General features: G+C 63.4%; 10 protein-coding genes. 9 read left to right on the top strand and 1 reads right to left on the bottom strand.

The genetic code is table 11. The annotated features are described in order from the left end of the window. Positions 1 to 23: 23 nt before the first annotated feature. Positions 24 to 2,195: an alginate lyase family protein gene (locus FCU66_RS08770; RefSeq protein ID WP_246093834.1), complete on the top strand. Its 2,172-nt coding sequence runs from the start codon at positions 24 to 26 to the stop codon at positions 2,193 to 2,195. Positions 2,196 to 2,231: 36 nt separating this feature from the next. On the opposite strand, the gene FCU66_RS08765 is transcribed toward FCU66_RS08770, so the two are convergent. Beyond that, the gene (locus FCU66_RS08765) at positions 2,232 to 3,386 is read right to left on the bottom strand and encodes a dihydrodipicolinate synthase family protein (protein ID WP_136616700.1); all 1,155 of its coding nucleotides are present in this window, start codon (positions 3,384 to 3,386) and stop codon (positions 2,232 to 2,234) included. Between the two features lie 249 nt (positions 3,387 to 3,635). On the opposite strand from FCU66_RS08765, the gene FCU66_RS08760 reads away from it, so the two are divergent. From FCU66_RS08760 to FCU66_RS08725, 8 genes are all read left to right on the top strand, one after another. Next, entirely contained in the window at positions 3,636 to 4,694 is a 1,059-nt protein-coding gene (locus FCU66_RS08760) for a LacI family DNA-binding transcriptional regulator (protein WP_136616699.1), read from the top strand. Next, complete coding sequence (locus tag FCU66_RS08755; protein WP_136616698.1) at positions 4,691 to 5,707, top strand: Gfo/Idh/MocA family protein; 1,017 nt, start codon at positions 4,691 to 4,693, stop codon at positions 5,705 to 5,707. The genes FCU66_RS08760 and FCU66_RS08755 overlap by 4 nt, the downstream gene beginning before the upstream one ends. Continuing rightward, entirely contained in the window at positions 5,704 to 7,305 is a 1,602-nt protein-coding gene (locus FCU66_RS08750; RefSeq protein ID WP_136616697.1) for an acyl CoA:acetate/3-ketoacid CoA transferase, read from the top strand. Before FCU66_RS08755 ends, FCU66_RS08750 begins: the two co-directional genes overlap by 4 nt. Continuing rightward, positions 7,298 to 8,074, top strand: a complete 777-nt coding sequence (locus FCU66_RS08745) for an enoyl-CoA hydratase/isomerase family protein (protein ID WP_136616696.1) — start codon at positions 7,298 to 7,300, stop codon at positions 8,072 to 8,074. Before FCU66_RS08750 ends, FCU66_RS08745 begins: the two co-directional genes overlap by 8 nt. Positions 8,075 to 8,083: 9 nt before the next feature. Beyond that, the gene (locus FCU66_RS08740; protein WP_136616695.1) at positions 8,084 to 9,595 is read left to right on the top strand and encodes an aldehyde dehydrogenase family protein; all 1,512 of its coding nucleotides are present in this window, start codon (positions 8,084 to 8,086) and stop codon (positions 9,593 to 9,595) included. A gap of 58 nt (positions 9,596 to 9,653) precedes the next feature. Continuing rightward, positions 9,654 to 10,907, top strand: a complete 1,254-nt coding sequence (locus tag FCU66_RS08735; RefSeq protein WP_136616694.1) for an ABC transporter substrate-binding protein — start codon at positions 9,654 to 9,656, stop codon at positions 10,905 to 10,907. Positions 10,908 to 10,997: 90 nt separating this feature from the next. Further along, positions 10,998 to 11,948: a carbohydrate ABC transporter permease gene (locus FCU66_RS08730; RefSeq protein ID WP_136616693.1), complete on the top strand. Its 951-nt coding sequence runs from the start codon at positions 10,998 to 11,000 to the stop codon at positions 11,946 to 11,948. Further along, the gene (locus tag FCU66_RS08725) at positions 11,945 to 12,889 is read left to right on the top strand and encodes a carbohydrate ABC transporter permease (protein WP_136616692.1); all 945 of its coding nucleotides are present in this window, start codon (positions 11,945 to 11,947) and stop codon (positions 12,887 to 12,889) included. Before FCU66_RS08730 ends, FCU66_RS08725 begins: the two co-directional genes overlap by 4 nt. Positions 12,890 to 12,892: the final 3 nt, after the last annotated feature.

The following is a 12,892-nucleotide window of genomic DNA, read 5'->3' as shown; positions in this document are numbered from 1 at the left end:
AATTGCAATCGCCGTGGTCGACATTGAGCAACGCGCTCATTTCGGCAAAGCAGAACGCTGAATACCGACGCGGCCTCGGCAAGCGGATCGAGGCCGCCCGCGAGACTTACACAGCTTCGCCGATCTCGCAGATTGCCGACACCTTCATGCTCGTCCGGATCATCGGCAACGATCTGGAACCGCGACACCGCAAGGGCCAGTCATTCGACAATTTGCTGTTCATCCTGGACAACGAACCGGCCTTTGAGGGATGCGAAAAATTCTGGATCGTCAACCGGATAGTCGACACCGACGAGGAAGCCCGGATCATCGGCCTGCTCGAAAGCCGCCGCCAGAATTTTCACAGAATCCCTTTCGAGCTCGATGCGTACCGGAAGACGCCCTGGGATCTTGATCAGGTAGCTGCCAGCGAGATCAGATTCTCGCAGCAAGGCCGGGCGAGCGGAGCACAGTCCGCGCGTTACGAAACGCACATTCGCCGCGGCAAGAACCTCTATGTGATGAACAACAATGGAGCTCGCAACGCCGCGCTCGCGATTGCCCGTGACCGGGCAAAATGGCTGATGCCTTGGGACGGGAATTGCTACCTGACAGGGTCTGCGTTCCAGCGGATAGGGTCTGCGATCGAGAAAAACCCGCACCTTCCCTACGCCGTGGTGCCCATGGCGCGCATTGTCGACAACGCGCTTCTGCTGGACCAGGGTTTCCAGCCGCCGGCCGAGGAAGAGCCGCAGATCATATTTCGAGCCGACACCACGCAGCTGTTCGACGAAAACTATGGCTACGGAAGGCGGCCAAAAATCGAGATGCTGTGGAGGTTGGGAGTTCCCGGCTCCTGGGATCGCTACCGCGACGACGCCTGGGACTTTCCGCGCCCGGCCCGGGCAGTGGATGCCGGGCTGTTCCAGAAGGTGGGCTGGGTGGCGCGTCTGGATTCAGGGCGCTCGCATCTGGAGATCGGCAAGGCCGGCTTCGTCGCGCGCCTGGTCAGCCGCGATCAGGCGATCGTCGATATGGTCGATCAATGCGACGCCAGGGCGGTCGCCGCTCGGCTTGATACCTCCCGCCTGACTTTTTATGACGAAGACGCCCTGGCCCACGCGGTAAAGGATGCGCCCATCCTGCGCCATCTCGAAGCCGCGGCCGGACAAGCGCTCACCCGGGGTCCGTTCAGCGTGCTCGACAAGACTGGCCTGGCCCCCAGCGGAGACCCCCAGGACTATTTTCATCCAGCGCCTTATTGGTGGCCCGACCCCGACAGACCCGATGGCCTGCCCTATGTTCAGCGCGATGGCGAACGCGTGCCCGGCACGGCATTGTATGAAGCAGGAAGCGAAACCTACGATCGCACGCGCTTGCAGCGCGTCTTCGACGACACAACCGTGCTTGCGCTGGCCGCAATTGTGCTTGGCGGACATCATTATGCCGCCCATGCCGCGAAGCTCATCCGCGCATGGTTTGTCGATCCCAGGACAAGAATGAACCCGCATTTGCGTTATGCGCAGGTGCGGTCGGGCCACGACAGCAATGAAGGGTCCGGCTACGGCATCATCGAACTGAAGGATTTCTATTTCTTCCTGGATGCCGTGCGCCTGATCGAGCGAACAGGAGTGCTGGGCGACGAGGATCGCGAGGCGTTCAGAGCATGGCTCGGTTGCTACTGCGAATGGCTGGACACCGCGCCGGCAGCCGCGACCGCCTTCAACAGCAACAGCAACCAAGGGACGTTTTACGATTTGCAGCGGGCATCGATCGCCACATTTCTTGGCGACAGCGCCACGCTGGCCAAGGTCGGCCTTTATGCTCGGGAGAGATTCGCGGCCCAGGTCGCGGCCGACGGCTCATTGCCCAGGGAACTGTCCCGCACGCGCCCCAGGCACTACGCCATGTTTACCCTGCAAGGCTGGACGTCGCTGGCCCGTGTCCTGTCTTCGGTCGGCGACAATCTCTGGCAGCACCGGACCGCCGAGGGACTGGGGCTGGTTCAGGCACTGCACTGGCTTGTTGCCCACGAGAACAAGCCACACACGATGTCCACCGAAACTGTCGATCCGGATCGGCTTTGGCCGCTGCTTCTCGACCTGGCGAACCATGACCCCGCGGGGATGCCACCTGCCGACCTGAGGAGGTCGGCCAAGCCCATTTTTCACCCAGATGAGGCGATCGCGCCTTTTTGGCTGTGGCGACGGCGCTAGAGCCGGGACGTAGATCTGCGAGGGAACCCCTCCAGCTCAAACGCCCGCGACGGCGCAAAGACTCTTCATCCTGGCAACCGCCAGTTCCGGATCGGCCAGTAATCCGGCCTGGTCGGCAAGGCGGAACACATCGGCGTAGTGACGGATACCGCGCGCCGACTGCATGCCGCCGACCATCGCAAAATGGTCCTGATGACCGTTCAGCCAGGCCATGAAGACGATGCCGGCCTTGTAGTATTCGGTCGGCGCCTCGAAGATTTTTCGCGATAGCGGCACGGTCGGCGCCATCAACACGTTATAGCCGGCGCGGTCCCCCTCCGCCAGTTTCGCCAGTGCTGCGTTGGCGACCGGCGCTATCGCGTCGAAAATGCCGAGCAGCGCATGCGAATGCCTTTTCTCGTCGCCGGCGATCAGTTCGGGATAGTTGAAGTCGTCGCCGGTAAACATGACGACGCCGTCCGGCAGGCGGTTCCTCAGCGCAACCTCCTTGCCGGCATCGAGCAGCGAGATTTTTATCCCCTCAACCTTGCCGGCGTGGCGTTCGATGATGGCAACCACTGTATCGAGCGCGGCCTCGAAGTCGCTGCTGCCCCAATAACCCCTGAGCGCCGGATCGAACATGTCGCCCAGCCAGTGCAGGATGACCTTGCCGGAGGCCTGGCTCAGAATACGGTCGTAGACACTGATATAGTCGTCCGGACCTTTGGCCACCGTTGCCAAGGCTCGGCTGGCCATCATGATCGCCTTGCCGCCGAGCCCTTCGATGAAAACGAACTGCTCCTCATAGGCCTTGATGACGTCGTCGATTGTCTTGGCGGCGCTCGGCGCCAGATGGTCTGTCCCGGCGCCCGAAGCGAGGTCGGCGCCATCGACGGTACGCGCCTCGGCGATCGAGCGGCGGATCAGTTCCTGTGCATTGGCCCAGTCGAAACCCATGCCGCGCTGCGACGTGTCCATCGCCTCGGCGATGCGGAAGCCGAGCCGCCACAGATGGTGACGGAACGCCATCGTCCTGTCCCAGTCGACCACCGGCCTGGACCACGGATCGGTCATCGCAAGCGGATCGGCAACGACGTGTGCGGCGGCATAGGCGATGCGCGAAAACCGCGCGCCGATCACCGGCCGCACCGGCTGGCCGGCAAGCGCGTAGCGGGCGCTGCGGCCATCCTCACCAGGCAAGGAAATGTCCATCGATCTCTCCCTTTGCCGCGCCTATAAATGGAACGTTCCAATAAATCAAGAACCTTTAAGATTCAGAGTTCATTCATAGGCAAATGCTGCATCGCAACAGGGAAAGCCTTGAAGGCCATGCCATTTGAGTACGGACAATCGATCTTTCAAGTCGAGAAAAAATCCTGATTGACTCAGGATCGAACCGATGATTAGAACGTTCCAATAAACTTTGACCATGAAACCATGAAGTTGGGAGGATGCATCTGGATGGCCAACCGGGCCAAGGCGACGATATTCGACATCGCCCGTGAAGCAGGCGTGTCCAAATCGACGGTATCGCTCGTGCTCCAGGGCAGCGGGCTGATCCGGCCTGAGACAACCAGCAAGGTTCGCAAGGCGATCGAGGATGTCGGTTACGTCTACAACCGCGGCGCCGCCAATCTGCGCAAGGCTCACTCCAACGTCATCGGCATGGTCATCAACGATCTCACCAATCCTTTTTTCGCGGAACTGGCGGTCGGCATGGAGCGCGTCTTCCAGTCGGCCGGCATCGTGCCGTTCATCGCCAACACGGCGGAAAACCCGGTGCGCCAGGAAGAAGTGCTGAAATCGCTGATGGAGCAAGGCGTCGCCGGTCTCATCGTGTCGCCGGCACGCGGCACGACGCCGGGCGCCTTCCGGCGGATCGAGACGGCGGGCGTGCCGGTGGTCTTCGCCATGCGCCGGCTGCCGGAAAGCCGCATTCCGGTGATAGCGCCCGACAATCATCGCGGCGCCTATCTTGCCGCCGCCCATCTCATCGGCAAGGGGCATCGCCGGCTGGTCTTCTTCGGCGGCTCGTCCGACCTGGTGGTCTATCACGAGCGGCTGGGCGGCTTTCGTGAGGCCTGCGAGACGCTTGGCATCGCCGCCCGCGACATACTGATCGTCGAGGGCGAGACCAGCCGCAAAGGCGGCATTGCGTGCCTGGAAACCGCTCTCGCGATGGCTGAACCGCCGACCGCGGCCCTGTGCTTCAACGACGCGGTCGCCTTTGGCGCCATGCTGGCGTTGCGCAAGCGCGGGCTCGAGCCGGGAGCCGATTTCGCCGTCGTCGGCTTCGACGATGTGGTCGAGGCCGAGCACTATATGCCGGCTCTGACCAGCGTCGCGGTGGACTCGGCGGGCCTCGGCGAACGCGCCGCGCATGTCATGCTGAAAATGATCCAGTCGCGCACCACGCGGGCCGAGGACCATATCGGCGCGGTCAATCTCGTGGTCAGGGAAAGCTGCGGCCCGGATCGCCGCACCCGAAGCAGGCCCGCAGGTTCGGGGAACGCGGCATGAGTGTCAGATGGGGGTTGATCGGCGCCAGCACGATCGCCAGACAATTCATGATCAGCGCCATGCGCGCGCAAGGCGATGGCGAGATCGCGGCGGTGATGAGTTCCAGCCCCGAGCGCGCAACGACCTATGCCGGGGAGAACGACATTCCGCTTGCCGTCTCGACGCTTGACGCCCTGCTCGGCGCCGACATCGACGCCGTCTACATCTCGACCACCAACGAATTGCACCTCGAGCAGGCGCTCGCTGCCATCAAGGCGGGAAAGCACGTGCTGTGCGAAAAGCCGCTGGCACTGACCAGTGCCGATGCCCGAAAGATGGTTGCCGCCGCCAGGGCAGCCGGCATCGTGCTCGGCACCAATCACCATCTGCGCAACGCCGGCGCGCATCGTGCCATGCGCGAGGCGATAGCCGCCGGCCGCATCGGCAAGCCGATCGCCGCGCGCGTCTTTCATTCCGTCTATCTGCCCGTGAATCTGCAGGGCTGGCGCATCGCAAAGCCCGAGGCGGGCGGCGGCGTGGTGCTCGACATCACCGTGCATGACGCCGACACGCTGCGCTTTGTGCTCGGCGACGACCCAGTCGAGGTTTCCTGTTTCACCCAGTCGGCCGGCATGGCCGGCGCGGGGCTGGAAGATGGCGCCATGTGCATCTGGCGCTTCAAATCGGGCATCATCGCCCAGTCGCATGAAGGCTTCACCACCAAATTCGCCGGCACCGGCTTCGAAGTGCACGGTTCGGAAGGCTCGCTGATCGCCAGCAATGTGATGACCCAGAAGCCGGACGGTTCGGTGCTGTTGCGCACGGCAGAAGGCGAAGAGGAATTGAGCTTCGACCGCGAGGATCTTTATTCGCGCTCCGTGCATCAATTCCACACCGCGATCCGAGGCGAGGGCCAGCCAGCGGCCACTGGTGAAGACGGCGTCTGGTCGCTGACCTCTGCCGAGGCGGCGCTTCAATCGGCCAGCTCCGGCAAGGCCGTCAAGATCGACCCGAAACTCGGGAGCATGAATTGAGCAAGGTCGTTTCGGCAGCGCAGGCAGCGGGCCTGATCAAGGACGGCATGGTCGTGTCCGTGTCGTCGTCGAGTGGCCTCGGCTGCCCCGACGCCGTGCTGGCCGCGATCGGCGAACGCTTCGACGCAGAAGGCCATCCGAAGAACATCACCACGCTGCACCCGATCGCCGCCGGCGACATGTACGGCATTAGGGGTATCGACCATCTGGCCAAGCCTGGCCTGCTGAAGCGCACTTTGTGCGGCTCCTACCCGTCCGGCCCCTCCTCTTCCGAACCGCCGCAGATCTGGAAGATGATCGGCGACAATTCGGTCGCCGCCTACAACGTGCCGTCCGGCATCCTGTTCGACATGCATCGCGAGGCCGCCGCCAAGCGACCGGGCGTGCTGACCAAGGTCGGTCTCGACACCTTCGCCGACCCGCGCCACCAGGGCTGCGCCATGAACGCCGCCGCCAGCGAGCCGATCGTTTCGGTGCAGCAGTTCGACGGCGAGGAATGGCTCTATTTCCGCTCGATCGTGCCGCAGGTCTCGATCATCCGCGCCACGTCGGCTGACGAGCGCGGCAACCTCACCTATGAGCATGAGGGCGCCTATCTCGGCGGCCTCGAACAGGCGCTCGCCGCCCGCAACAATGGCGGTGTCGTCATCGCGCAGGTCAAGCGCGTCGTCGAAAACGGCACGCTGAAGCCGCATGACGTGCGTGTGCCCGGCGTGCTGGTCGACCACATCGTCGTCGCGCCCGACCAGTTGCAGACGACACTGACACCCTATGACCCGGCGATCTCCGGAGAAATCTTCCGGCCGCTGTCGAGCTTCCGCAACGCCGAGATGAACGTCCAGAAGGTGATCGCGCGCCGCGTCGCCATGGAGTTGCGCGACGGCATGGCAGTCAACATCGGCTTCGGTATTTCCGCCAATGTGCCGCGCATCCTGCTCGAGGAGGGCCAACACGGCAAGGTCACCTGGGTGATCGAACAGGGCGCGGTGGGCGGCGTGCCGCTGCTCGACTTCAAGTTCGGCTGTTCGTCGAACGCCGACGCCTTCATGCCCTCGCCGCACCAGTTCATCTATTTCCAGGCCGGCGGCTTCGATGCTTCGCTGCTGTCCTTCCTGCAGATCGACCGCCATGGCTCGGTCAACGTCTCGAAACTTTCGGCGCGCCCGCATGTCACCGCCGGCGCCGGCGGCTTTGTCGACATCACCGCGCGGGCGAAGAAGATCGTGTTCTCCGGCTTCTTCAACGCCGGGGCAAAACTTTCATTGGCCGATGGCGGCATCCGCATCGACCAGGAGGGCAAGGTCAAGAAGGTGGTCGCGGAGGTCGAGCACATCTCGTTTTCGGGCAAGCGGGCGGTCGCGCAGGGACAGGACATAACCTATGTCACCGAGCGCTGCGTGATGAAGCTGACGCCGGAGGGCCTGGTCGTCACAGAACTCGCACCCGGCATTGATCTGCAGCGCGATGTGCTGGCGCAGTCGGAAATTCCGTTGGGCGTTGCCAAGGACCTCAAGACGACACCGGAAGCTCTCTATCTGGACCAACCAATAGGCCTGTCGCTGAATGGCGGCGCCTCGCTCGGAGGCGCGCATGGCTGAGCCTCTCGTCACCTTCGAGCAGGATGGCGCCATCGGCATCGTCACGCTGCGCCGGCCCGAGAAATTCAACGCGCTCGACATCCCGATGCTGCGCGCGCTGGAGACGGCGCTCGACGCGGCCGAGATGGCCGAGGGCGTCCGCGTCGTGCTGCTGCGCGGCGAAGGCAAGGGCTTTTGCGCCGGCGGCGATGTCGAGGCGTGGGCGCAGATGAGCGCCCCCGATTTCCAGGCGCAATGGGTTCGCTACGGCCACCGCGTCTTCGACCGGCTGGCGCGGCTCAGGCAGCCGACCATCGCCGTTCTGTCCGGCCATGCGCTGGGCGGCGGCCTGGAACTGGCTGTGGCTTGTGATTTCCGCGTCGCGGAAACACAGGTGAAACTGGGCTTCCCCGAAACCTCGATCGGCGTGGTTCCAGGCTGGTCCGGCACGCAGCGCGCCGTGCGCCGCTTCGGCGCGCAGACGGTGCGGCGCATGGCGCTGGGCGGCGAGATCATTCTCGCGCCCGACGCGCTGGCCCTGGGTGTGGTCGACCGGGTGGTCGAGACCGGCAAGGCACACGAAGAAGCCAAGGCCTGGGCCGAAAAGATCGCCGAGCGCGGACCGCTGGCAACGGAAGCCGCCAAATTGATGATCGCGGTCGCCGAAGGCGAGGAAAGTGCCGCCGCCACCGAAGCGCTGGCCAGCGGCTTCATCGCCATGACTGGTGACCTCAAGGCCGGCGTCGATGCCTTCAAGGCCAAGCAGAAGCCGGTCTTTTCGAGATCCTAGAGGAAACACATGAACGCACCCCTCAAGATTTCCATGCCGGCCGAGGCGTCCGCGGCGCCGAAGGCGTACAGGCTGCTGATCGACGGCAAGCATGTCGATGCCCGCGACGGCCGCACGATAGCGCGCCAGAGCCCCGGCCACGGCTTCACCGTTTCGCACTATGCGCAGGCCGGCGAGGCCGAAGTGGAAGCGGCGATGCAGGCCGCGCACAAGGCTTTCGAGACCGGTCCATGGCCGCGCATGAAGGCTGCTGAACGCGCCGCGATCTTGCTCAAGGCGGCCGACCTGATCGAGGCGCGGCTCGAAGACATCGCCCGGCTCGACGCGCTGGAATCGGGTAAGCCAATCGCCCAGGCGCGCGGCGAGATCGGCGGCGCCGTGGACATCTGGCGCTATGCCGCCTCGCTGGCCCGTACGCTGCATGGCGAGAGCTACGCCAATCTCGGCGACGCCATGCTGGGCGTCGTGCTGCGCGAGCCGATCGGCGTCGTCTCGATCATCACGCCGTGGAATTTCCCGTTCCTGATCGTCAGCCAGAAACTGCCCTTCGCGCTCGCCGCCGGCTGCACGGCCGTCGTCAAGCCGAGCGAAATGACCTCGGCCTCGACCTTCGTGCTCGGCGACATCCTGATGCAGGCCGGCCTGCCCGCCGGCGTCGTCAACATCCTCGCCGGTCTCGGCGCCGATGTCGGGGCGCCGATGGTCAGCCATCCCCTGGTCGAGATGGTGTCGTTCACCGGCTCCACCCGCGTCGGCAAGATGACGATGGCGTCGGCCGCGCAATCGCTGAAGAAAGTCTCGATGGAGCTCGGCGGCAAGAACGGCCAGATCGTCTTCCCCGACGCCGACCTCGAAGCGGCCGCCGACGCGGCGGTGTTCGGCGGCTTCTTCAATGCCGGCGAATGCTGCAATGCCGGCAGCCGGCTGATCGTGCATGAGGCGATCGCCGACGATTTTCTCAGCGCCGTCAAGACGCTCACCGCTAGGGTGACGGTCGGCGATCCGCTCGATGACCGTACCAAGGTTGGCGCGATGATCTCATCCGACCACCTGGCCAAGGTGGCCGGTTACGTTACGGCAGCAGCGACCGAAGGCAGCAGCGTCTACAGCGGCGGCAAGCAACTGGCTTCCAATGCCGGCCAATACCTCGATCCCACCATCATCCGCGGCGTCACCGAGGATATGGCCATAGCGCGCGAGGAAGTATTCGGGCCGGTGCTCTCGGTGCTGACTTTTGAATCGATTGAAAAGGCGTTGCACATCGCCAACAACACGCCCTATGGTTTGTCGGCGGGCGTGTGGAGCGCCAGCATCGACACTTGCATGTCGGTGGCGCGTGGGGTGCGTTCGGGGACCGTCTGGGTGAACACATTCATGGAAGGTTATCCCGAGCTGCCTTTCGGAGGCTACAAGCAGTCCGGTCTCGGACGCGAACTCGGCAAGCGTGCCGTCGAGGATTATACCGAGGAGAAGACAATCCAGTTTCATCGCGGCCAGCGCACCGGATGGTGGGTCGGCTGAGTTGGGAAGAACCCGGTGGGCTTCCACCGGTCGTGTAATGCAACAAGGGAGGAAGTACATGTTGCGCAAACTGCTTATCGGAACGGCTCTCGCATCCGGTCTGGCTTTCGCGGCCCATGCCGAGGACGTCAAGGAAGTCCAGATGCTGCATTGGTGGACGTCGGGCGGCGAAGCGGCTGCTCTCAACGTCCTCAAGGGTGATCTGGCCAAGGAAGGCTATGCCTGGAAAGACGTGCCGGTGGCCGGCGGCGGCGGCGACGCTGCCATGACCGCGCTGAAGGCGATGGTTGCCGCTGGCAACTATCCGACCGCCTCGCAGATGCTCGGCTACACCGTGCTCGACTATGCGGCCGCCGGCGTGATGGGCGACCTGACCGAAACGGCGAAGAAGGAAGGCTGGGACAAGTCCGTTCCGGCAGCCCTGCAGAAGTTCTCGGTCTATGAAGGCAAGTGGGTCGCGGCTCCGGTCAACGTCCACTCGGTCAACTGGCTGTGGATCAACAAGGCCGTCATGGACAAGATCGGCGGCACCGAGCCGAAGACCTTCGACGACTTCGTTGCCCTGCTCGACAAGGCCAAGGCGGCAGGCGTGATCCCGCTCGCTCTTGGCGGCCAGAACTGGCAGGAAGCCACCATGTTCGACTCGGTCGTGCTGTCGACCGGCGGACCTGAGTTCTACAAGAAGGCCTTCAACGACCTCGACGACGCGTCGCTCAAGTCCGACACGATGAAGAAGTCGTTCGACAATCTGGCCAAGCTCGTCACCTATGTCGACCCGAACTTCTCGGGCCGCGACTGGAACCTTGCCACCGCCATGGTCATCAAGGGCGACGCCCTTGTGCAGGTCATGGGCGACTGGGCCAAGGGTGAGTTCCACGCCGCCAACAAGACCCCGGGCACGGACTTCCTGTGCTATCGCTTCCCGGGCACCGACGGCTCCGTGATCTACAACTCCGACATGTTCGGCATGTTCAACGTTCCGGACGACCGCAAGGCCGCCCAGGTCGCACTGGCCACCGCCACCCTGTCGAAGAGCTTCCAGTCGGCCTTCAACGTCGTCAAGGGTTCGGTTCCGGCCCGTACCGACGTTCCGGACACCGACTTCGACGCTTGCGGCAAGAAGGGTATCGCCGACCTGAAGGCTGCGAACGACGGCGGCACGCTGTTCGGCTCGCTGGCTCAGGGTTATGGCGCGCCTCCGGCAGTCGCCAATGCCTACAAGGATGTCGTCTCCAAGTTCGTCCATGGTCAGATCAAGACCTCGGACGAAGCCGTGACCGAGCTGGTCAAGGCAATCGACGACGCCAAGTAAGCACCACACACCCAAAACGCCTTCCCCGCTCCGGCGGGGAAGGTTCCGATCCGCGAACCTGGTTGGCATCGCGTCGACGGGAGGAGCCCTATGAGCACGGTAGCGACAAGCCAGATCAAGCTGACGCCGGAGCGGCACCACGCCTCGGTGCGCTCGCGCTTGCAGGACGCCCTGCCGAAGATCGTTCTGGCGCCGAGCTTCGCCATCACCATCGTCTTCGTCTACGGCTTCATCCTGTGGACGATCTATCTGTCCTTCACCAATTCCAAGACCTTCCCGTCCTATGTCATCACCGGCTCGCGCGCCTATCAGCGGCTGTGGGGCTGGACCTTCGACACCGACCCGCCATCGAGCTGGTACACGTCGATCACCAATATGGGCATTTTCGGTTTCCTCTACATCTTCATCTGCCTGGCGCTCGGCCTGTTCCTGGCCATCCTGCTCGACCAGAAGATCCGCGGCGAAGGCGTGTTGAGGCCGATCTATCTCTACCCGATGGCGCTGTCCTTCATCGTCACCGGCGTCGCCTGGAAATGGTTCCTCGATCCCGGCCTCGGCCTTGAGCAGACCTTGCATCAATGGGGCTGGACGAGCTTCCATTTCGACTGGATCAAGAACAAGGATTTCGTCATCTACACGGTGGTCATTGCCGGCGTCTGGCAGGCCTCCGGCTTCATCATGGCGATGTTCCTGGCCGGCCTGCGCGGCATCGACGGCGAGATCATGAAGGCGGCGCAGATCGACGGCGCCACCACCTTCCAGCTCTACCGCCGCATCGTCATTCCGCTGCTGCGGCCGATCTTCCTGTCGGCCTTCATCGTGCTCGCGCACCTCGCCATCAAGTCCTACGATCTGGTCGTGGCGCTGACCAGCGGCGGGCCGGGCGGCTCGGCCTGGCTGCCGTCCAACTTCATGTATGAGTACACGTTCAAGCGCAACGAGATGGCCGTCGGCTCGGCCAGTGCGGTGATCATGCTGATGACCATCGTCGCCATCATCGTGCCCTATCTCTATTCGGAACTGCGGGAGAAGCCGCGATGAGCGCTGTCACCACTCCCGCCCGCCAGGCCTCCGGCGGCGTCAACGTCAAGGTCATCAACCGCATCGTCATCTACGGGCTGCTGGCGCTGTTTGCGCTGTTCTACCTGATGCCGCTGTTCGTCATGTTGGTGACCTCGTTCAAGACCATGGACGAGATCCAGAACGGCAACATGCTGGCATTGCCCAAGGCGCCGACCTTCGACCCGTGGCTGAAGGCCTGGGGCGAGACCTGCGTCGGCCTGACCTGCGCCGGCATCAAGGGTTATTTCTGGAACTCCATCAAGATGGTGGTTCCGGCCGTGCTGATCTCGACGATGCTGGGGGCGCTGAACGGTTACGTGCTGACCAAATGGCGCTTCCGCGGCGCAACGCTGGTGTTCGGGCTGATGCTGTTCGCCTGCTTCATCCCGTTCCAGTCGGTGCTGTTGCCGATGGCGACGATCCTCGGCAGCGTCGGCCGCTTCGGCGTGACCCTGCAAAACTCGATCGGAACGAGTTTCGGCCTCGGCAATTCGACGGTCAACCTCGTCTTCGTCCACGTCGTCTACGGCATCGGCTTCACCACGCTGTTCTTCCGCAACTATTACGAGGCGTTCCCGACCGAACTGGTCAAGGCGGCTCAGGTCGACGGCGCCTCCTTCTTCCAGATATTCCGCCGCATCATGCTGCCGAATTCGATGCCGATCTTCGTCGTCACGGTGATCTACCAGTTCACCAACATCTGGAACGACTTCCTGTTCGCCTCGGCTTACGCCGGCACCGGTGACTCGATGCCGATGACGGTGGCGCTCAACAACGTCGTCAACACCTCGACCGGCGTCGTCGAATACAACGTCAACATGGCGGCCGCGATGATCGCGGCACTGCCCACCCTTCTCGTCTATGTGCTCGCCGGCCGCTACTTCGTGCGCGGTCTCATGGCTGGCGCCGTCAAAGGATAATCT

The organism is Mesorhizobium norvegicum (assembly GCF_004919685.1).
Lineage (GTDB): Bacteria > Pseudomonadota > Alphaproteobacteria > Rhizobiales > Rhizobiaceae > Mesorhizobium > Mesorhizobium norvegicum.
Note: the sequence above shows the minus strand (reverse complement) of the source record. Positions and strands in the feature narration are given on the sequence as shown.